Source organism: Devosia sp. CN2-171 (assembly GCF_049354815.1).
GTDB lineage: Bacteria > Pseudomonadota > Alphaproteobacteria > Rhizobiales > Devosiaceae > Devosia_A.
Map to the genome: position 1 here is coordinate 3992038 of NZ_CP186479.1, position 21259 is coordinate 4013296.

Sequence of the window (21259 nt, forward strand, 5' to 3'; positions counted from 1 at the left end):
ACTGGGCAGCGATCAGGGTTGGGTCCTTCAAGTGACGCCGGTTCAATCCTGCGGTTTGGGTAGAGATTTGTCCGCCTCGCAGGTGGCGAGGGGCTTGGTGTCACCCGAGAAGATCTCGGTGATGCGTTCGGTCGCCTTGTCCGTGGTGACGCTCATGCAGGCGCAGCCATAACCGTAGCCGCTGCCCGGGTTGTTGGTTTCGTCGAACTGCTTGTCATCGAAATCGGGCGCATTCTCGATGCCCTTAGCGCCCTCGCCGTCGGCATCGCCCTGCGAGGTGATGGTCCAGGTGGCATCCTTGTCCATCAGCCACAGGTTGCCGGGGGTGGGGTTCCAGTACCAGCCGCAGCGGATTTCGGCGGCAAGGGCCTGCGCGGCGGATAGCGACAGGGCAAGAAAAGCAACGGCGACTGCGGCAGTCGATCTCTGCATGGCGACGCTCCGGAAGAACTTCAGCTAGAACAGCATCCTCGGGTCATTCCGGCAAGTGAGCGCCCGCCGTACAGTTTCGTGCAAATGAAAAGGGCGCGGTTCTTTCGAACCACGCCCCTGTTCCGTCTCCCTGGTCAACAGACCGCCCGGTTGTTTCCCAGGACGTTCGTGACGGTAGGTTAGTTGACCGACTTGTCCTCGATCGTCTTAGTGCCGGCCGCGATCGGAATCTGGCGGGCTTTCTTGCTCTCGGGGATCTCGCGCTTCAGCTCGATGTGGAGCAGGCCGTTCTCGAGGTTCGCACCGGCGACCTCGACATAGTCAGCCAGCTGGAAGCGGAGCTCGAAAGCGCGCTCGGCAATGCCGCGATGCAGGAACTCGCGATTCTTGTCCTCGCCCTCAGGAGCCTTGGCGCCCTTCACGACGAGGTTGTTCTCCTTGGTCTCGATGGCGATGTCGCCATCGGCAAAGCCGGCTACGGCGATCGAGATGCGGAAGGAGTCAGTCCCGGTCTTCTCGATATTGTAGGGAGGGTAGGACTTGGCCTCCTGGCCGACGAGGGCGTCGAGGCGATTGAAGACGCGGTCGAAGCCGACGGTCGAGCGATAGAAGGGGGAAAAATCGTAGGCAGCCATTTCACATTCTCCTTTTGAGCAACGTGGCTTTCGGGTGTCCCATGCATGCTCCCCAATTGGGCAAACAGCATTCCCGGGTGTCCCGGTTCCCGGGGGCATCCCCGGCGAACAGCATTGATTTAGGGAGTGAATGGCGGGGTTCAAGGGGCCTGTTCAGCTCGATGAACCGAAGATGAATGTGCCAATCAATACCGGTTCAGACGGTCGGTCCTATAAGCGGGACTGTGCTTACTGTCTGCTGCAGAGCACACCGAATGAGCCGCCTTCACCCGCCCCCCGCAAGGCGGCCATCACAGGAAAGCCAGTGCCTCGAACGAGGCGCTGGCTTTTCTGTTTTCTCAGCGTGCGCCGCAATGGTCCGGCGGGCAGGAATCCAGTAAGAGCAGGGACGAGCCCACGGAATCGCGCATGAACGCCATTGTCGACCCCAGCGGACCCTCCCTGGCCGTAGTGCCATCCAATCCGGTGCCGGAGGGGGCGCGCGTCGGGTATTTTGAGACCGCCGACAAGGTGCGGTTGCGCTATGCCACCTTTGCCAAGGGGCCGGGGGCGCCGCGAGGCACGATCTGCCTCGTGCAGGGGCGCTGCGAGTTCATCGAGAAGTACTTTGAGACCGTCGCCGATTTCCAGTCGCGCGGCTTTGCCGTCGCCACCTTCGACTGGCGCGGGCAGGGCGGCAGCCAGCGGTTGATCGGCAATCCGCGGCTCGGCTATGTCAGACGGTTCGACGACTACTGGCAGGATCTCAGGTCCTTCCACGCCTCGGTGCTTCTACCCGATTGCCCGGCGCCCTATTATCTCGTCGGCCATTCGATGGGCGGGCTCGCGAGCCTTTACGCCGGCATCCGCGATCGCATGATGTTCGAGCGCATCTTCCTTTCGGCGCCGATGGTCGGGCTCGATCGCCAACCGCTCAGCATGGCCGGCATGGCGCGATTGACCGGCACGCTCGCCAATCTCGGGCTCGGGCGGCTGCCCATCGGCCGGCGCGGCGACAAGGCACAGACCGAGCAGAGTTTTGCCGGCAACCCGCTGACTTCCGACGTCAGGCGCTTCACCCGCAGCAGCGAAGCGCTGAAGGCGCGGCCTGACCTGATCATCGGTTCGCCCACCCTGCGCTGGGCTGCCTCGGCCTTCGCGGCCATGGCGGGCGCGGCGACCGACGAGTTCCCCGGTGCCGTCCGCATCCCGGTGCTGATGCTCGCGGCCGCACAGGACGAGATCGTCTCGACCCACGCGATCGAAACACTGGGGCTGCGGATGCGAAGCGGGCGGCACCTGGTCGTGCCAGGCGCCCGGCATGAGATGTTCATGGAAAACGACTCGATCCGCGGCCAGGTGTTCGCGGCGTTCGATGCGTTCGTGACCGAGCAGAGCACCTAAGCGCTAGAGCCGATAGCGTGGAGCGTAAGGGCTCTGCGGATTGACGTCGTAGTCGACCTCGGTGACGCAGGTCTGGGCCAGGCTGTGTCCCGCACCCGCATGCCAGGAGCCATCCCGCAGTTCAACACTGCCGACATCGGCAAGCGTCAGGCAGCGCCACTCTCCACCCGGCGGAGGCTGGGTGGAGCTTTCGCCGGCGAACTGGAACGTCAGGGCCTTCTCCGCTCCGCCGGTGTGACCGAGAATGATCGGGCAGAGTTCCCGCCGCTTGCCGCGATAGGTGCAGGTGACCTGCTGCCGCTGGCGCATCGCCTCAAGGAAAAGCTCGTAGGCCCGGCTCGGCATGATCAGCGCCGCAGCACCGCCATCGCCTCGGCATGCAGTTCCGGTGTTGCCGCCGCAACGCAGTTGCCGCCCCGCTCGGCGCGGCCGCCGTCCCAGGTGGTGATGACACCGCCGGCATTCTCGATCAGCGGGATCAGCGGGCAGATGTCGACATCCTTGAGGCCGGCTTCGACCACGAGGTCGATATGGCCGGCAGACATCAGGGCATAGCCATAGCAATCGAGGCCGTAGCGGGTGGTCAGCACCTTTTTCCGCAGCCGGTTCCAAGGCTCGACGAGGCCGTCGCGCTCGAATAGGTCGGGTGAGGTGGTGGTGAGCTTGGCATGCTTGAGCTCGGTCACCTTCGAGGTGCGCAGCGGCTCCTTGTCAAAGGCGCGGTAGTAGCTCGCCTCGCCCGGGAGGCTCAGGTAGATCTCGCCGGTGAAGGGCTGGGCCATGAGGCCTGCCACCGCCTCGCCGTCGACGGTGAGGCCGACAAGCGTGCCCCAGACGGGGACGCCCGTGATGAAGGCGCGGGTGCCGTCGATCGGATCGATGATCCAGGCGAAGCGGCCGCTGCCCTCCTTGTCGTCCCACTCCTCGCCGATAATGGCGTGTTCGGGGAAACGGGCGCCGAGCAGTTCGCGGATGGCGCGTTCGGCTTCGCGGTCGGCCTCAGTGACCGGGTCGAAGCCGTCGGTGAGCTTATTGTCGACGGCGAGGCCCGAGCGGAAGCGGGGCAGGGTGCGCTCTGCCGCAATTTCGGCCGCATCGAGCAGCGTGCGGCGCACCAGTTCGGTGTCTAGCCCGCCAAGAGAAGTATCGGTCATGTCGGCCCCCGCGCCAGCTTTTGTTTATGTTTCACAGCACATTAGCTGCGATGTATCACTGTCCGCGCCGAATAGTGTGTGACAGTCATGAGTCATTTTTGCAACAGAGCCCCAGATTCCCTGTTGATGACTTTTGCTTGCCTTGTTCTGGGAGGCAAATCAGTTCAATCCGGTAGGTGCATGATGGATGGGCGGCTCGAAACCTTCGCCGCGACTTGGGCCTAGGTGACTGGCTGCCAATCGTTTCCTCCCTTGACTGGGCCGCTCCGGCGGCCCGTTTTTCTGGGGGCGTGCTTCTCCGATATTTCTGCGTCCTACCGGCTGTCGTCCCTGCGAAGGCAGGATCCAACCATCGGCTGGCGCGGGCGGTGAGATGAATCCTGCCTTCGCAGCGATGACACCGAGTCTGTGTCGGGCGACTGCTGTTCCGCGCAGCATCGGCTACTCCGCCGCGTATCTCTCCCCCGCGGGAACCGCCGGGACCAACACGGCGGTGTCGAGGCCGATCAGCGTGGCCAGCAGCCGGTCGACGAGCTGGCGCATGGCGGCGAAGCCCTCGTTTTTCTCGAGCGTCACCTCGTTCATGTAGAGGTGCCGGCTGATCTCGATCTGCAGAGCGTGGACGCCGTGCTGCGGGCGGCCGTAAGTGCGGGTGCAGAAGCCGCCAGCATAGGGGCGGTTGCGGGCGACGCGGAGGCCGGCGCCGGCAAAGATCATCTCGGCGACATCGGCGAGGAGCGGCGAGCAGGTGGTGCCATAGCGATCGCCGAGAACAATATCGGGGCCGAGCCGGTCACCCGACCGCGACAGGCGCGGCATCGAGTGGCAATCGATCAGCACGGCGAGGCCGAAAGCGCTGTGCGCCTCGGTCAGGAGCCGCTGCAGGGTGGCATGATACGGCTGGTAGATGCCCTCGATGCGCATGCGCGCATCGTCCAGTGTCAGCCGCTCTCGATAGATCGGCTTGTTCTCGGCCACCACCCGGGCGAGCGTGCCGAGCCCCGCCGCGACGCGCGGGCTGGTGGTGTTGAACCGCTCGGATAGCGGCTCGACGAACATGGTCGGGTCGAGTTCCCACGGCTCGCGGTTCACATCGAGATAGGCGCGCGGGAAGTGCGCGCGGATCAGTGGGGCACCGAGGTGTGGGGCGCGGGCGAACAGTTCGTCGACGAAGGCATCCTCAGACTGCCGGATCGACAGGTGGTCGAGCCGGGTCATGTCGAGGAAGCGCTGCGGGTAGTCGCGGCCGGAATGGGCAGAGTTAAATACCAGCGGGGCCATCATCCGGCGCGGCCGGATGGTCTCGAAAGCTGGCCTGTCCCAATAGTCGGACTGCACCTGGTCTCCTTCAGCGCCGAAGCGCTGTCACATAGCGTCACTCTGCCGCGCCGCCTTGCGATTGTCCATAAGCCCGAAGGGTGGATGTTCACACTTCGGCGGTACCCGTTTCGGATCGAGAAAACTTGCATTAAACATCACGGACTAGATTGCCGGCAGAATGCTGGGGACGGGACCGAACGAGGACATGATGAAGCGTATCCTGCTGGCCGAAGACGACAACGACATGCGCCAGTTCCTCACGCGGGCCCTGAAGACGGCGGGCTACGACGTGGTTTCGTTCGACAATGGCAAGTCCGCCTACGAGCGGCTGCGCGAGGAGCCGTTCTCGCTGCTGCTCTCCGACATCGTCATGCCGGAGATGGACGGGATCGAGCTGGCGCGGCGCGCCACCGAACTCGATCCGGACCTCAAAGTGATGTTCATCACCGGTTTTGCCGCGGTGGCGCTCAACCCCGATACCGACGCGCCCAAGGATGCCTCGGTGTTGTCGAAGCCCTTCCACCTCAAGGACCTGGTGCATGAGGTCGAGCGGCTGCTGGCGGCCTGATCGGAGCAGATTCCGGCCTGTTTCCGGGCCTTTTCCCCACCCCGGAATTGACCCTTGACCCACAAAGCGGTTTTATGGTCTATCCCCGCTCGCAACGGCGGGCAGCGCTCGGCGTTGATGGCGAAGTGATGGGTGTATAGCTCAGCGGGAGAGCACTACCTTGACATGGTAGGGGTCACAGGTTCAATCCCTGTTACACCCACCATCCCTTGCCAGAAGGACCATCAAGTCCTTCAGCCGCCGGCACTTTCCGGCACCGAATTCCGCCCCACGGCGGCCCCGAGGATGGGTGCGTAGCTCAGCGGGAGAGCATCGCCTTCACACGGCGGGGGTCACAGGTTCAATCCCTGTCGCACCCACCATCCGAACAAACGAGCCCCTGGCGCCATACGGCGGCCGGGGGCTCTGCTTTTCAGCGGGCCGCAAGTCGGTGCTTCATGGCACAGATCAAATCGCCGGGACCGCGGGGGGGGCCATTTGCGGCAATCGCCGCCCCGCCTGCCCAAGTCGCGCCTCAGTTCACGGCGCCGTAAACGTATGCGTATGTTTTGGTATTCACCGACGATACTGTCTTGAGTTGCCACGAAGATTCTTCCGAGCGGACGGCGACGTCGGTTGATGCATCGGAGCAACACTTCGTGGATCACGGCGATTACTGGGCGGAATCCGCTCGATTCCCGGGCGTCCGCATGGTTGATTGTCGTCCAACGTGTAGGAGGCAAACATGAGACTCACGACTTCTCTATTGGCGGCTACGGCCCTCACCTTTGGTCTGGCATCCGCGTCATACGCTGCGGACCTGATCATTGAAGAGCCGGAAGCTCCGATCGGCATCGTAGATGTCGGCGATTGGAACGGCGCTTACATCGGCGCCAGCGTCGGCGGCGCCTGGGGCACCCAAGATGGCGAATACGACGACTTCTGGGATTACTTCGACGAGTCCTACGATCTTTCCGGTTGGCTGGGCGGCGTCCAGGCTGGCGCCAACTTCCAGATGGATAGCTTCGTGCTCGGTATCGAGGGTGACATCTCGTGGGCCGATATCTCGGGCGACAGCTCTGACATCAGCGACGACTGGGTCTACACCGATGTTGACTGGGTCGGCACGCTGCGGGCTCGCGCCGGTCTCGCCTTCGACTCCATCCTGCTCTACGCAACGGCCGGTGTGGCCTTCGCCAGCGTCTCGCAGTGGGTGGATGACGACTGGAGCGGCGATACCGACACGGTCACCGATACGCGGTTCGGCTGGGTCGCCGGTGTTGGCGCCGAGGCGTTGGTCACGGACAACGTATCGCTCAAGGGCGAAGTGCTGTTCCATGATCTCGCCGCGACCGACACCGACTTCGACAACGGCGTGACCTACTACGACAACTCCGTGTCGTTCACGACCTTCAAGGTTGGCGTCAACTTCCACTTCTGATCGCCGCCAAGTTTCCAAAGTCAGCCCCGTCCGGTTCGCCGGGCGGGGTTGATTTCTCTAAAATTCCCCATTTGCGCCTTGAAATTGCCACCCCAGGGACAGGTGTGGCGCGAAAGCTACGACTCCCTCCAAGAGCCTTGCCAGAGACACTTTCCGGGATCGGAAAGGTCGCTTTCGCCATTGTTTGGGTCTAGGCGACAGCCCACCTGCTCTCACGGGACAGGCTCCCTCTCTTGGAGAAGACTCTTATGAATCGCTTTGCAATCGCTCTGCTGGCCGGTGTGGCCGGTGTATCTCTGGTTTCCGCAGCCTCCGCTGCCGACCTCATCATCTCGGAGCCGGCCCCGGCTCCCGTCGGCATCGTCGACACCTCGGGTAACTGGGACGGCCTGTTCGTCGGCGCTTTCGCCGGTTACGGCTGGGGCACCCTCACCGACGAGGACAACTACTTCCTCGCCGGCGCCGACACCGAGTACGAAGGTGAAGGCTGGCAGGCTGGCGTGGCCGCCGGTTACAACTTCACGGTTTCCGAGGCGCTGGTCGCCGGTATCGTCGCCGACGTGGCGTGGTCCGACATCAACGGCGAGAACACCACCGACGGTGTCGAATACAACACCGACTGGACCGGTAGCGTCCGCGGTCGTCTCGGCATCGACGCCGGTGCGTTCCTGCCCTACGTGACCGCCGGTGTGGCTTTTGCCAACAACACCGTCACCGACACGACCAACGACTACTCGGACACCCAGGTCCACACCGGCTGGACCGCCGGCGCGGGCGTTGAGTTCGCCGTTGCCGACAACATCTCGCTCGACGTGCAGTACCGCTACAGCGACTTCGGCTCGGCCTCGTACGACCTGAACGGCACCGATTACGACTTCGCCCTGAAGTCGCACGCGGTCACCGCCGGCGTGAACTTCCGGTTCTGATCCGGTCCGCGATCACTCGATCGCGGTAATTTCAGGCCCCGCCCGGCGCAAGCCGCGGCGGGGTTTTTCGTGCGCCGGTGTCGCGCGCGGGCAACCCACCCACCGCGTGCGGTTCATCTGTGACTGTTGCGCGCGGGCCCTTGTCATCGGCGCCAAACGGGGCCACGTTAGCGTCATGTTCAACCAGCACGAAGGAGGTGATCCAATGTCTCACAAGAAATCGATGGTTTCGAAGGGTCTTGGAGTCTCCGGCAGTTCGGAGCAGCCTCTGGCCTGATCGAAGGCTTCTAGCCCTTTGAGGGCAAAGGACTTCTTCGACAACCAGCGAAATCGGGGAGGGTCGCCTCAGGGCGGCCCTTCTTTCTTGCCCCCGCGGGCTCAGGCGGGAATGTAGGTCAGCTTGATTGTGTCAGCGCCGATCCGTTCGCTGGCGACGAGCCGAAGCGGCGGCCGGGGGCGGTGGAAGAAGGGCGTGCCGCCACCCAGCACCACCGGGCAGATGTAGAGCTGGTACTCATCGAGCAGGCCGAGCTCAGCCAGGCCTGCCGCCAGCTCGGGTCCCGCGACTTCGACATCGCCCTCGTGCTCGGCCTTCAGTGCCCTGACGAAGCCTTCGAGATCGCCGTCCACCAGCGTTGCGTTCGGCCCGACCGACTTCAGGGTGCGGGAGACGACCCATTTCGGCTTCGCCCGCCAGGCCGCCGCGAACTCGCGCCCGGCCTCGTCCTGATCCGCCTCTTTTCCGTCCCAATACCGCATGATCTCGTACATGCGCCGGCCGTAGAGGCTGCCGGTGAACCCGCGCAATTGCTCGCTGAAGTGGCCGGTCAGCACGTCATCCGGCATCGGCAATCCGGGCCCGCCTTCAGGGCCGGAGACATAGCCGTCGATCGACTGCATCAATCCGAATATGAGTCTGGCCATGCGCTGGTTCCTCGATCGGCGGCGATCCGAAAGGACCGCGTTCGTTTGCGCCGGGCACTGTGCTAACAGTGCGCCTGAGGCAGAAACCACCCCTATTTTGCAACCGGTTTTGGCGGATGGATGCGATGAGTTACCGACGCGCGGGATGCCCGATCAACAACACGCTGGAAACCTTCGGCGACCGCTGGAGCCTGATCATCCTGCGCGACAGCATGTTCGGTGGCCGGCGCCGCACCTTTCGGTCCTATCTTACGGAAAGCATCGAGGGGATTGCGTCCAACATTCTCGCGGACCGCCTCAAGCGCCTGACGGCCAACGGTCTTCTGACGCGCTGTGCAGACCCAGGCCACAAGCAGCGGGTTGTCTACAGCCTGACGGAGAAGGCGATCGAACTGGTCCCGCTGATGGCCGTCATGGGCAGCTGGGGGTTGCGTCACACGCGCCCGGCGGCGGATCTCGCAACGGGTGCGCAAGTCCTCGAAGACGGCGGCCCGCAACTCTGGTCCGAGTTCATGGATGAGTTGCGGCATATCCACCTGGGCGCACCGCAGCCCGAGGTATCGGCCTTCGCAAAGATGCAGGTGGCCTACGAGGCCACCATGGCGGCTGAAGCAGCGGCGAGCGCTTAGTCCCGGACTTGCGGGTGAAATTGCCGGCTACGAAGAGCTTCGGTCCTTTGCCCGTCCCCCGCGTTAACCAACCCGACCAACCAAGTGTTAACCAAACCCTGACGGTTACCGCCGCGTAAACCAGTTGTTTGCAATTTGGATTCGATTCATGCGGGCACCAACCCCGTGTTCCCTCGTGTTTTTTGGAGGCACATCATGAACCGTTTCTCTCTCACTTTGCTGGCCGGCGTGGCTGTGCTTTCCGTTGTTTCGGGTGCGCAGGCGGCCGACCTGCTCGTCAATTCTCCCGCCCCGAACTATGGCGGCGGCTATTCCAGCCCGGCCGGCGGCTGGGACGGCGCCTATATCGGCGGCTTCCTCGGCTATGGCTGGGGCACCGTCCTCGACGACGACGGCGGCTTCCTGCTCGACGACGACAAGCTAGCCGCTGACGGCTTCCTCGTCGGCGCCACGCTCGGCGCCAACTTCACCGTTGCCCCGGGCTTCGTCCTCGGCGCTGCCGGCGATGTCGCCTGGTCGAACATGAGCGGCTACGAGCCGGCTCCGACCGACCTCGATGTCGACGTGAACTGGACGGGCTCGCTGCGTGGCCGTGCCGGCTTCGACGGCGGCATGTTCATGCCCTACCTCACGGCCGGTGTGGCCGTTGCCGGCGTCACCGCCAACGAGGCGGGCAACGAGAGCGGCCAGATGCACTTCGGCTGGACCGCCGGTGGCGGTGTCGAAGTGGCCGCGACCGAGAACCTGTCGGTCGACCTGCAGTACCGCTACTCGGACTATGGCAGCGCGACCTACGAGCTCGTGACCGATACCGACCTGTCGCTCACCACTCACGCGCTTACTGCCGGCGTGAACTTCAAGTTCTAAGCTTGCTGTCCAAGCATGGACAACGAACGGCCGCTCCCCCCGGGGGCGGCCGTTCCTTTTTGTCCGGACCGGGGTTCTTGCATTAATCCCCGCTGAATGCCCGCGCCACCGCGGGTTCACAGCCAGTCCGGCATGAACTCCCCAATCACTGAAACCGCTCGAGGGAGAAAATCATGCTTGGCGGAACTCATCTTGGTCGCTTTTCGAAGCTGGCCATCATCACACTCGCTTTCGCTACCCTGCCGTTGCTGGCAATTGCTCCGGCACAGGCGGGCAGCAACATGGCGAAGGTCGATATCGTGTCGGAGGGCATCGACCTGGCGCCGATCTATGTCAGCTCCAACGCCAATGGCTATACCGGCTCCGAGCCGGCCAAGCACAAGTTCATGGTTCGTGTGTTCGCCAAGGCTAGCGGCCAGAATCGTGTCTGGAAGGTCGCGATCCACGGGCTGAAGGGCGTTACCTTCTTCCAGAAGGACGTAGGCAAGTCGGAAGGCTGGGACGTCTATGGCAAGAGCCATGAATTCTGGGCCAAGCCTGGTGAGGTCAAGTGGATGACCACGCCGAAGGAAGCGTGCGACGCCAACCTCAAGAAGATGGTCGCAGCGGGCAAGACCAAGGCGCAGGTCCTGGCCAATGACCGCAAGACCCAGGCGCTGGCGTTCGTCTACTTCACCGCCTTCGCCGACTCGAAGGCCCACAACAAGAAGGGCAAGCACGAGTCGGGTGGCGGGATCGAGCCGCACAACGACAACACGGCATACACCGTGCCGGTCGTCTGCCGCATGGCGCTGTGATCCAGGTCTCCCCGCCGCCCGGCGGGAGCCAGCAAGGCAGGCCGGCCGGCAGCGCGCCGGCCCGCTTTGCAATCGGGCCGCAAACGACTATGTACCGGCTTCCCTCATCCCGATTGTTGCCATGACCGCCCTGACTTCGGCCGCGCCGGCCGCCAAACTCTTGCCCTACCAGACGCGCCGGACCTTCGCGATCATCTCGCACCCGGACGCCGGCAAGACCACGCTGACCGAAAAGCTGCTCGCGTCGTCGGGCGCCATCCAGCAGGCGGGGCAGGTGCGGCATCGGGCCAACCAGCGGGCGACGCGTTCGGACTGGATGGAGATCGAGCGGCAGCGTGGCATCTCGATCACCTCGTCGGTGATGACCTTCGAGCACTTGGGGCTGACCTTCAACCTGCTCGATACGCCCGGCCATTCGGACTTCTCCGAGGACACCTACCGCACGCTCACGGCTGTCGACGCGGCGATCATGGTGATCGACGTCGCCAAGGGCATCGAGGCGCAGACGCTGAAACTGTTCGAGGTGTGCCGGCTGCGCGACATCCCGATCATCACCTTCGCCAACAAGGTGGATCGCGAGGGCAAGGACCCGGTCGAGATTCTCGACGAGATCGCCTCGACGCTGGCGCTCGACGTGTCGCCGGTGGTGTGGCCGCTGGGCGGCGGCGTCGACTTCAAGGGCATCGTCGACTTGACGGCGGGCGTGGTGAAGCGGCCGAACGGCGAGGTGTGGAAGACGTTCAGCAAGGTCGAGGACCTGAGCCGCGACAACGAGTTCGCCATGGACCCGGTGATCATGGCCAGCCTCGAGAACCTCGAGCTGGCACGCGCCGGCTTCCCTGAGTTCGACCACGAGATCTATCTCGCCGGCCACCTGACGCCGGTGATCTTCGGTTCGGCGCTGAAATCGGTGAGCGTGCCCGAGATGCTGACGGCGCTCGGCACCTGGGCGCCGGAACCGCGGCCGCAGCCGGCGGAGCCGAAGCCGATCGAGCCGAACGACCCGAAGGTTTCGGGCTTCGTGTTCAAGGTGCAGGCCAACATGGACGCCAATCACCGCGACCGAATCGCCTTTGTCCGGCTGAGTTCGGGTACCTTCAAGCGCGGCATGCGGCTAAAGAACGTGCGGACGGGCAAGGACATGGCCGTCTCCAACCCGATGTTCTTTTTTGGCCACGACCGCGAACTGGCTGAAGAGGCGGTGGCCGGCGACATCGTGGGCATTCCCAACCATGGCGCGCTGAGCGTGGGCGATACGCTCACCGAGGGTGCGCAGATCAAGGTGACGGGTATTCCGAACTTTGCGCCCGAAATCATCCGGCGCGTCCGACTCACGGACCCGCTGAAGGCCAAGCAACTGGCCAAGGCCCTGTCCGATCTGGCCGAAGAAGGCGTTGCACAGATCTTCCGCCGCATGGTCGGCGCCGACTATATCGTCGGCGTGGTGGGGCAACTTCAGCTCGAAGTGCTGCAGTCGAGAATCAACTCCGAATACAATGTCCCGATCAGCTTCGAGGCGATCAATTTCGAGCTGGCCCGCTGGATCACGGCGGACGACAAGAAGGAACTCGATCGCTTCATCTCCACCAACAAGCTGGAGATGGCCGAGGACAAGTATGGAGATCCGGTCTACCTCGCCCAGTCGGCCTGGTGGCTGGCCCGGGCTCAGCGCGACTACCCGGCGATTGTTTTCCACACCACCAAGGAACGGCATTAGCCCGAGCCCGATGGCACCGACTTGCGACGGCAAGTGCTTGCCGGCGCTGGTGTTTGGACGTCGAGGTATTCGGCGACGCCAGACTCGGCCGGGGCCGGCCGAAAACGGGGCGGGGGCCGGATTTCGGGTCGGACTGGCATTTTTTCGGTACTTCGGCGCGGTTACGTCTTGCCGCCGAGTCCTCGGCAGACCCCCGCGCGCTCTATGCTTGCCTAAGCTAGAAGAGCGACTCCACAAGACCTCGGCGACACTTGCCTATGTTGCCAATTCGCAACGATACCCACATTTCGCCATACATGTGGCTGCGGCGCTTGAGATTGTTTCTCGAACATGGCTACCTTGCATCGAGAGATTCTTCCGGGGGTTATCCGAAATGCGTTTGCGGCGTGCTTTGCTCGTAACGACTGCCTTCTCTACCGTCCTGATGGGTGGAGCAGGGGCAGCTTACGCTCAGGCTTTTGACTGGTCTGGCTTCTACGTTGGCGTCGGCGTTGCCGGCGGCGGCGGCTTCGATGGCGGCACGCTGTCGTGGGACGACCCGGAGAACGAGATCTGGAATACCCCGATCCTTCCTCCCGGCGTGACCACGGACAGCTATGAGCCGATCCTCGGCGGTGGCACGCTCACCGACTTCCCGGGCGCGGTTTCCGGTTTCGGTGTCTTCGGCAGCGTCGGCTTCAACCAGCAGATGGACAACTTCCTGTTCGGTATCGAAGCCAGCATCACCAGCGGCCCGTTCAAATCGGAAGCCACGTTCGTTGAGAGCGGTGACGTAACCTTCACGACGTCTTCGACCGATACGCTGTACACCAGCACGTACGGCACGACCTACTACTCGACGATCGTCACGACGTACCTGACGACCGAGTCGGTCAGCTATTCGACCTACACCAACACCACTACGGTTACCGGCGGCGCGACTACGACGACGTCGCTCTACACGGCGACTTTCACTACCTTCCAAACGACGACCGTGATCAACGACTCGACCACGATCGAGTACCCGACGACGTCGAGCTACACGACGACGGTTACTTCGACGACGGGTACGATTACCACCGAGACGAACACGACATATACGGCCAGCAACGAGACAACCTTCGCGACGGGTACGACTGTCGTCAGCTACTCGACCAATGGCGAGTGGAACGAGACGATTACCGGCCGTGCGCAGATCGACTGGCTAGCGACGATCAAGGGCCGCATCGGTATCACTGCCGACCGTACACTGTTCTTCGCCACGGGCGGTCTCGCCGTCGCTGGCGTGACGCAGGAAACCTCGGCGACGCTCACGATCGATGGCCCTGGCGGTCCGACGACGACCAGCTGGAGCGGTTCCAACAGCGAGACCAGGTTCGGCTTCGTGGTTGGCGGCGGTATCGAGCATGCGCTCGACGACCACTGGATCATCAGCGGCGAGGCCGAGTACTTCAACCTTGGTACGGCAGAGTACGATGTGGTGTCCGAGGACAGCGACATCATCGGTCACCAGACGCAGGTTCTGGATGGCGGCTCTGTGAAGCTCGGGATAAAGTACAAATTCTAATCTGACGATCGGCGTCAGATCACGGGTTGTATGAGATGACGTCAGTAAATGCGCTCCGGGGCGGGATCCTTGCCCCGGCGCTTTCTTTTCTGGAACGTGGTGACAAGGGCCAGGCCTATAAGGCTTACCGGGCCGTCCGACAGCGAGATCCGCGCAACGCCGGTGTCGCCTTCAATTTCGCCAATGCCCTGCTGGCGCGGGGCCTCGCCAAAGAGGCCGAGGCCGAGTATCGCGAGGCGCTGCGGCTCGATCCCAACGCTGCCGATATCATCAACAATCTCGCCTCCGCGCTCGGGACCCTGGGCCGGCACGAGGAAGCCGTTGCGGTCACCGACAAGGGACTGGCCCGGCACCCCAACAATGCGAATCTGCTGCGCACCCGTGGCGTGCAGCGCGTCCACCTTCGGCAGTTCGACGGCGCCCTTGAGGACGCGCAACGACTGATCGAACTCGCGCCGACCATGCCCGATGCCTATAACCTGCGCGGCGACGCATTCTCGAATATGGGGCGCTGGGACGACGCTATCGCCAGCTTCAAGAAGGCGGTCGAGGTCAGCGGCGGCCACCCGCAGTTCCGCATCAATCTGGGCAGTGCTTACGCGGCGCGCGGCGCGCTGGCCGAGGCTGCGGCCACCTTCACCGGGGTGCTCAAGGACCGGCGCCGGGACTACAAGACCATCAATGCGCTGGCGGCGGTGCTGCAGCGCATGAACAAGCATCAGGATGCGGTGCGCGCCTGCGAGCTGGCGCTCAGCATCCAGCCGGATTTTGCCGAAGTGCATAACCGAATGGCCCAGTCCTATCTGGCGCTGGAAAAGTGGCCGAAGGCCATCGAGACGGCCAAGGACGTGCTGGTGCGGCATCCAAAGCACCAGGAAGCCATGTTCAACCTGGGCATGGCGCTGATCGGTGGCCGCAAGTACGACGAAGCGGTGGAGTGCTTCGACCAGATCCTCCAGTCCGGGCCGGAAGACGACATGGCGCTGCTCAACCTCGGCAACGCGCTGGCTGGTGCCGGCCGGGCCCAGGACGCACTCGATGCCTATAACCGGATGATCGCCCGCGCGCCCAACTGGGCCGGCGGCTATCTCAATATCGGCCACGCCTATGGCCGGTTGCGCCGCTGGGACGACGCGCTGTGGAACTACCGCAAGGCTTATGAGCTCGAGCCCGACAAGAAGGACCACCTTTACAATATCGGCAACGTCCACCTGCATCTCGGCGACTACGAGCAGGGCTGGCAGGGCTACGAGCACCGCAACAAGTCGGCCGAAGGGGTGCAGCGCAAGTTCCCCGATATCGCTGTTTGGAACGGCGAGGACCTCAGCGGCAAGCGCATTGTCGTGTTCGGCGAACAGGGTCTGGGCGACAATATCCAGATGGCGCGCTACCTGCCGCTGTTGCAGCAGCGCGGCGCCACGGTTGCGTTCCATGGCTACCCGATGCTGCGTGCCCTGCTGCAGACTGCGGCGCCGGGCCTCACTTACGTCGACGGCGACGCCAAGCCGGAGGACTTCGACTACCAGGTCGCGACGATGAGCCTGCCGGCCAAGTTCGGCACCCGCGTCGACACCATTCCCGCCAACGTGCCGTACTTCACTGCCGAGCCCGATCGCGTGGCCAAGTGGAAAGAGCGCATCGGCGAGCACGGCTTCAAGATCGGCATCAACTGGCAGGGCAACCCGTCGGGCAAGATCGACGAGGGCCGTTCCGCGCCGCTCAAGCAGTTCCTGCGCTTTGCCGAAATCCCCGGTGTCCGCATCGTCTCGATGCAAAAGAATCACGGGCTCGAGCAGCTCGACGACGTGCCCAAGCACATCCAGATCCAGATGCTCGGCGACGATTTCGATACCGGTAAGGACGCGTTCCTCGATACGCTGGCGGTGCTGGCGAACGTGGATCTCGTCGTCACCACAGATACCTCGCTGGCCCACGTCACTGGCGGTTTCGGCACCCAGACCTTCGTCGCGCTGAAGGAACATCCCGATTGGCGCTGGATGCTCGACCGCGAGGACAGCCCCTGGTATCCGCATCACCGCCTGTTCCGGCAGAAGCATTTCGGCGTGTGGGACGATCCGTTCATCGCCATGACCGAGGCCATTCGCGAACTGGCGCAGAAGAAGAACAACTGAGCTCGCCCGATTCGCCGAAACGGCAGCGGTTCTGGACACTTACTGGTAGGAGCGGACGATGCAGCTGATGGTCGAGGTTTCAGTGGGCGAGGTGCTCGACAAGATCACCATCCTCGAGATCAAGGACCAGCGGATCACCGATCCGGCCAAGCTCGCCAATGTCCGCGCCGAATTGACAACGCTCAACGACACGCTGGCCGGCGTCCTCAAGCCGACCACTGAACTTGAGGTCCTGCGCAAGGAGCTGTTCGACATCAACGCGGCGCTCTGGGTTATCGAGGACGAAATCCGCGAGTGTGAGACCGCCAAGGATTTCGGCCCGCGCTTCATCGAACTCGCCCGGGCCGTCTATTTCACCAACGACAGGCGCGCCACGGTGAAAAAGCAGATCAACCTCGCGGTCGGCAGCCGGCTGGTCGAGGAAAAGAGCTACGCCGGCAGCCTGTAGAGGGCCGGCCTCGCCAGAAGTCGAAGCTCGATCCCCTTCCTGTTCCAGTCTTGCGCGGCTATGAAACCGGCAACCTTGGAGTATCTCACCGCTTCACTTAGCGGCGCGATACTCCAAGTCTTTGTTTTGTCACGCTTTCGAACCGGAAAAGTCTGCAACATTTCCTGAAAGCGTTCCTGGGAGAGGCATCACCATGAATATCCGCAAACTGGGCAAGACCGGCTACGAGGTCTCGGAAATCGGGCTCGGCACCTGGCAGCTGGGCGAGAGTTTTGGCGCGCTCAACGACGAGACGGCGGCTGAAATCCTCAGGACCGCGCGCTCGGCCGATGTGAATTTCTGGGATACGGCCGACGTCTATGGCGGTGGCCAGTCGGAGCGGCGAATCGGGGCATTCGGCGACAAGAAGGGCGTGTTCGTCGCCACCAAGCTTGGCCGCAACGGCGACATCTTCCCGAACAAGACCGGCTACAACAAGCGCAACATTAAGGAGAGCCTCGCCGGGTCGCTGAAGCGCCTAGGCGTCGACACCCTCGATCTGGCGCAACTCCACACCATCCCCACCGATGTGCTGCGCGATGGCGAGGTGTTTTCCATCATGGATGACCTGCGCGATGCCGGCATGATGCGGCACTGGGGCGCCAGCGTCGAGAATGTCGAGGAGGCGCAGCTTGCCATGCGCGCCGATGGCTGCACGACGCTGCAGGTGATCTTCAACCTGTTCCGGCAGGACTACATCACCGAGGTGTTCCCGCTGGCGCAGAAAAACAATGTCGGCATCATCGTCCGCCTGCCGCTGGCCTCGGGCCTGCTCTCTGGCAAGTGGAACAAGGACACCAAGTTCGCCGCCACCGACCACCGCAACTTCAATGCCAATGGCGAGCAGTTCAACGTGGGCGAGACCTTCTCCGGCCTGCCGTTCGAAAAGGGGGTCGGCTATGCCGAGCAACTCAAGCAGATGATCCCGGCCGGCATTCCGCTGAGCCAGTTCGCGCTGCGCTGGATTCTCGACCAGCCGGTGGTGTCGACGATCATTGCCGGTGTGACGCGGCCGGATCAGCTTCGCGCCAACGTCGATGCGACCAAGCGCGAGCCGATCGAGCCCAAGCTGATCGAGGAGCTGAACGGCTGGTACCTGGACAAGGTGCGGCCGGAGATCCGGGGACGGATTTAATGGGGCAACTACCGGGTTCTGGTCGTGGGGCCTACCCCTCATCCGCCCTTCGGGCACCTTCTCCCACAAGGGGTGAGGGTCCTCCAATGACATCTTAGTCGGGCTGTCGCCCTTGATGGGAGAAGGCGGGCGAAGCCCGGATGAGGGTGGGGCGGCCAACGCCAGACTCACCTCCCCATCGGTCTAGCCCCCTTCCATCCGCGCACTCCCCTGCCTAAGTTATCCTCACCTTCCTCCTCCCGAGTACCCACATGTCTGAGCATCCCGCCTTCGAACTCGTCCGCGAACAGCAGATCGGGGAGATCAGTTCGCTGGCCAAGCTCTACCGGCACAAGAAAACCGGGGCGGAGGTGCTGAGCCTCATCAATGAGGACGAGAACAAGGTGTTCGGCGTGACGCTGAAGACCCCGCCGGAGGACTCGACGGGCGTCGCGCATATTCTCGAACATTCGGTGCTGTGCGGCTCGCGCAAATATCCGGTCAAAAAGCCGTTCGTGGAACTGCTCAAGGGCTCGCTCCACACCTTCCTCAATGCCATGACGTTTTCGGACAAGACAGCCTATCCGGTCGCGTCGCAGAACCTCAAGGACTTCTACAACCTCGTCGATGTCTATCTCGACGCGGTCTATTTCCCGCTGATTTCCGAGGACACGTTCCGGCAGGAAGGCTGGCACTACGAGCTCGATAACACCCAGGGGCCGATGGTGTTCAAGGGCGTGGTGTTCAACGAGATGAAGGGCGCCTATTCCTCGGCCGCGGCGCTGCTCGGCAAGGTCAGCCAGCTCTCGCTCTATCCAGATACGACCTATGGCGTGAACTCGGGCGGCGATCCCAAGGCGATCCCCGACCTTACCTACGAGTATTTCAAGAACTTTCACGCCAAGTACTACCACCCGTCCAATTCGCGCGTTGTCTTCTACGGCGACGACGATCCGGCGAAGCGCCTTGAAATCCTCGAGGAGTATTTCAGCCAGTTCGAGCGCATCGACCCCAAGGCCGAGGTGCCGTTGCAGCCGCGCTGGAGCGCGCCGCGCCAGCTGCACGAGACCTATGCCGCGAGCGAGGACGAGGTCGGCAAGAAGACGGCCATGGTCACGGTCAACTGGATGCTGAACGAGATCGTCGATCCCGAGACGGTGCTGGCGCTCAATATCCTCGAGTCAGTGCTGGTCGGCACGCCTGCCGCGCCGCTGCGCAAGGCGATGATCGATTCCGGCCTGGGCGAAGGGCTTACGGGCTCGGGTCTCGCCGATGGCATCCGCCAACCCTATTTCACCTTCGGGCTCAAGGGCATAGAGGATGATGCCGGGGACAAGGTGCAGGAGCTGATCATCTCGACGCTCAAGCAGTTGAGCGCCGAGGGCATCGATCCCAAGACAATCGAGGCCGCGATCAACACGGCGGAGTTTGGCCTCCGCGAGAACAATACCGGCTCGTTCCCCCGCGGCATTGCGCTGATGTTCCGCTCGATGGGTACCTGGCTCTACGGTCACGATCCGCTGGCGCCCCTAAGCTTCGAAGCGCCGCTCAAGGCGATCAAGGACAAGCTGGCGGCCGGCGAGCGGGTTTTCGAGAACCTGGTCAAGACACATATCCTCGACAACAAGCACCGCACGACCGTGCTGCTGACTGCCGATCCGGAAAAGGCCGCCGCAGAGGCGGCCGAGGAGCGGGCGCGGCTTGACGCTGCGCAGCAGTCGCTCGATGCGGCGGGGCTTGCGGAAGTCGCCGAGCAGACGGCGCGGCTGAAGGAATTGCAGAACGAGGTCGATCCGCCCGAGGCGCTGGCACGCATCCCGACGCTGACGCTCGAGGATCTGCCGCGCGCCAACAAGGCGATCCCGATCGCCAAAGAAGAGCTCGAAGGCGTGCCGCTCTATACGCACGACCTGCCGACCAGTGGTGTCGTCTATCTCGATCTCGGCTTCAATCTCGATCGACTGCCGGGGCGGCTATTGCCTTACCTGCCGATCTTCACGCGGGCGTTGACGCAGACCGGCACCAGTAAAGAGGATTTCGTCTCGCTCACCCAGCGCATCGGGCGCACGACGGGCGGCGTCGGCGCCAATCGCTGGAGCTCGACGCGTCGCGACGGCGCCGGCACCGCAGCCTGGCTGTTCGTGCGCGGCAAGGCGACGCCGGACCATGTCGGCGACCTGCTGTCGATCCTCCACGACGTGATCACCGATGCGCGGCTCGATAACCGCGAGCGCATCAAGCAGATGGTACTGGAGAGCAAGGCGGGCTTCGAAAGCTCCCTCGCCGGCATGGGCAACAGCATCGTCTCGTCGCGCGTGCGCGCCGGGTTCAGCGAGGCCGACTGGCTGAGCGAGAAGCTGGGCGGCGTCAGCCACTACTTCTTCCTCAAAGACCTGCTGACGCAGATCGACGGCAACTGGCCAGCGGTGCAGGCGGCACTCGAAGAAATCCGCACTCTGCTGTTTGGCCGCAAGGGGATGATCGCCAATGTCACGGCGGACAGCTTTGCCATCGCGGCGCTGAAGCCGGAACTGGCGACGTTCATCGCCGGACTGCCGGCCGGTGGACCCGCTTCGGTCGAAGGCTGGGGCTACGAACCCGGCGTGCAATCGGAAGGGCTCACGTTCCCGGGCCAAGTCAACTATGTGGCAAAGGGCGCCAACCTCAAGGCGCTCGGGTTCGAGCCGACCGGTGGCACTGCCGTCGCCATCAAGCACCTCAACACCACCTATATGTGGGACAAGGTGCGCGTGCAGGGCGGCGCCTATGGCGGTTCCTCGGGGCTCGATCCGTTCGCCGGCACGTTCGCCTTCACCTCCTATCGCGACCCGAACCTGCTCGACACCATCGACATCTATGACAAGGCCTCGACTTTCCTCAAAGCCGGCGTCGGCGATCAGGATCTGGTGCGCTCGGTGATCGGCGTCATAGGCACGGTCGATACCTATCGCCTGCCGGACTCGAAGGGCTTTACCTCGCTGATCTGGGAGCTTTCTGGCGACACAGATGAAGCCCGGCAGAAGCGACGCGAGGAAATCCTCGGCGCCTCCAGCCGAGACTTCACGGCCCTCGGCGATGCGCTCGACAAGGTGGCAGGGCTTGGCCAGGTTGTGGTGCTCGGCTCGGAAAAGGCAATCAAGGCGGCGAATGACGAGCGCGGCGGATTCCTCAAGGTGACGAAGGTTTTGTGAGCGGGACCTGTTGGCAC

The 21259-nt window shown here is 63.3% G+C and carries 19 protein-coding genes and 2 tRNA genes; 15 read left to right on the forward strand and 6 right to left on the reverse strand.

What is annotated here, in order from left to right; genetic code table 11:
• Nucleotides 1-42 precede the first annotated feature (42 nt).
• Both ACOYW5_RS19795 and ACOYW5_RS19800 read right to left on the reverse strand, forming a co-directional pair.
• Nucleotides 43-432, reverse strand: a complete 390-nt coding sequence (locus ACOYW5_RS19795; RefSeq protein WP_423066599.1) for a DUF4087 domain-containing protein — start codon at nt 430-432, stop codon at nt 43-45.
• A 179-nt stretch (nt 433-611) separates the two neighbouring features.
• Nucleotides 612-1067 carry an Hsp20 family protein gene (locus tag ACOYW5_RS19800; protein ID WP_423066600.1) on the reverse strand — a complete coding sequence of 152 codons (456 nt, stop codon included), beginning with the start codon at nt 1065-1067 and terminating at the stop codon, nt 612-614.
• Nucleotides 1068-1475: 408 nt separating this feature from the next.
• Between ACOYW5_RS19800 and ACOYW5_RS19805 the strand changes: the two genes are divergently transcribed.
• Nucleotides 1476-2450 carry an alpha/beta fold hydrolase gene (locus ACOYW5_RS19805; protein ID WP_423066601.1) on the forward strand — a complete coding sequence of 325 codons (975 nt, stop codon included), beginning with the start codon at nt 1476-1478 and terminating at the stop codon, nt 2448-2450.
• A 3-nt stretch (nt 2451-2453) separates the two neighbouring features.
• Here ACOYW5_RS19805 and ACOYW5_RS19810 read toward each other — a convergent pair whose 3' ends face one another.
• From ACOYW5_RS19810 to ACOYW5_RS19820, 3 genes are all read right to left on the reverse strand, one after another.
• Nucleotides 2454-2795: a hypothetical protein gene (locus ACOYW5_RS19810; protein ID WP_423066602.1), complete on the reverse strand. Its 342-nt coding sequence runs from the start codon at nt 2793-2795 to the stop codon at nt 2454-2456.
• Nucleotides 2796-2797: 2 nt separating this feature from the next.
• Nucleotides 2798-3604: a histidinol-phosphatase gene (hisN, locus tag ACOYW5_RS19815; RefSeq protein ID WP_423066603.1), complete on the reverse strand. Its 807-nt coding sequence runs from the start codon at nt 3602-3604 to the stop codon at nt 2798-2800.
• Between the two features lie 441 nt (nt 3605-4045).
• The gene (locus tag ACOYW5_RS19820) at nt 4046-4888 is read right to left on the reverse strand and encodes an N-formylglutamate amidohydrolase (protein ID WP_423069511.1); all 843 of its coding nucleotides are present in this window, start codon (nt 4886-4888) and stop codon (nt 4046-4048) included.
• A 244-nt stretch (nt 4889-5132) separates the two neighbouring features.
• Between ACOYW5_RS19820 and cpdR the strand changes: the two genes are divergently transcribed.
• The 5 genes from cpdR (at nt 5133) to ACOYW5_RS19845 (ending at nt 7838) form a co-directional block, all read left to right on the forward strand.
• Nucleotides 5133-5492 carry a cell cycle two-component system response regulator CpdR gene (gene cpdR / locus ACOYW5_RS19825; protein WP_423069512.1) on the forward strand — a complete coding sequence of 120 codons (360 nt, stop codon included), beginning with the start codon at nt 5133-5135 and terminating at the stop codon, nt 5490-5492.
• Nucleotides 5493-5622: 130 nt separating this feature from the next.
• Nucleotides 5623-5697: transfer RNA gene (locus tag ACOYW5_RS19830), tRNA-Val, on the forward strand.
• An 82-nt stretch (nt 5698-5779) separates the two neighbouring features.
• Nucleotides 5780-5854 (forward strand) — tRNA-Val (locus tag ACOYW5_RS19835).
• A gap of 362 nt (nt 5855-6216) precedes the next feature.
• Nucleotides 6217-6912 carry an outer membrane protein gene (locus ACOYW5_RS19840; RefSeq protein WP_423066604.1) on the forward strand — a complete coding sequence of 232 codons (696 nt, stop codon included), beginning with the start codon at nt 6217-6219 and terminating at the stop codon, nt 6910-6912.
• 248 nt (nt 6913-7160) lie between these two features.
• Nucleotides 7161-7838 (forward strand): outer membrane protein, encoded by a 678-nt coding sequence (locus ACOYW5_RS19845; protein WP_423066605.1) that lies wholly within the window; start codon nt 7161-7163, stop codon nt 7836-7838.
• A gap of 378 nt (nt 7839-8216) precedes the next feature.
• Here the strand turns inward: ACOYW5_RS19845 and ACOYW5_RS19850 are convergent, their stop codons facing one another.
• Nucleotides 8217-8762 carry a dihydrofolate reductase family protein gene (locus tag ACOYW5_RS19850; protein ID WP_423066606.1) on the reverse strand — a complete coding sequence of 182 codons (546 nt, stop codon included), beginning with the start codon at nt 8760-8762 and terminating at the stop codon, nt 8217-8219.
• A gap of 125 nt (nt 8763-8887) precedes the next feature.
• On the opposite strand from ACOYW5_RS19850, the gene ACOYW5_RS19855 reads away from it, so the two are divergent.
• From ACOYW5_RS19855 to ACOYW5_RS19895, 9 genes are all read left to right on the forward strand, one after another.
• A complete protein-coding gene (locus ACOYW5_RS19855; RefSeq protein WP_423069513.1) occupies nt 8888-9391 on the forward strand; it encodes a winged helix-turn-helix transcriptional regulator in 504 nt (167 codons plus the stop codon).
• 195 nt (nt 9392-9586) lie between these two features.
• Nucleotides 9587-10258: an outer membrane protein gene (locus ACOYW5_RS19860; protein ID WP_423066607.1), complete on the forward strand. Its 672-nt coding sequence runs from the start codon at nt 9587-9589 to the stop codon at nt 10256-10258.
• A gap of 173 nt (nt 10259-10431) precedes the next feature.
• Nucleotides 10432-11055: a hypothetical protein gene (locus ACOYW5_RS19865; RefSeq protein WP_423066608.1), complete on the forward strand. Its 624-nt coding sequence runs from the start codon at nt 10432-10434 to the stop codon at nt 11053-11055.
• Nucleotides 11056-11176: 121 nt separating this feature from the next.
• On the forward strand, nt 11177-12772 hold the full coding sequence (locus tag ACOYW5_RS19870; protein WP_423066609.1) for a peptide chain release factor 3: 1596 nt from the start codon (nt 11177-11179) through the stop codon (nt 12770-12772).
• A 391-nt stretch (nt 12773-13163) separates the two neighbouring features.
• On the forward strand, nt 13164-14318 hold the full coding sequence (locus tag ACOYW5_RS19875) for an outer membrane protein (protein WP_423066610.1): 1155 nt from the start codon (nt 13164-13166) through the stop codon (nt 14316-14318).
• A 35-nt stretch (nt 14319-14353) separates the two neighbouring features.
• Complete coding sequence (locus tag ACOYW5_RS19880) at nt 14354-16450, forward strand: tetratricopeptide repeat protein (protein WP_423066611.1); 2097 nt, start codon at nt 14354-14356, stop codon at nt 16448-16450.
• Between the two features lie 58 nt (nt 16451-16508).
• On the forward strand, nt 16509-16898 hold the full coding sequence (locus ACOYW5_RS19885) for a DUF6165 family protein (protein WP_423066612.1): 390 nt from the start codon (nt 16509-16511) through the stop codon (nt 16896-16898).
• Between the two features lie 193 nt (nt 16899-17091).
• Complete coding sequence (locus ACOYW5_RS19890; RefSeq protein ID WP_423066613.1) at nt 17092-18072, forward strand: aldo/keto reductase; 981 nt, start codon at nt 17092-17094, stop codon at nt 18070-18072.
• A 251-nt stretch (nt 18073-18323) separates the two neighbouring features.
• Nucleotides 18324-21242 (forward strand): insulinase family protein, encoded by a 2919-nt coding sequence (locus ACOYW5_RS19895; protein ID WP_423066614.1) that lies wholly within the window; start codon nt 18324-18326, stop codon nt 21240-21242.
• The last annotated feature ends 17 nt before the right edge of the window (nt 21243-21259 follow it).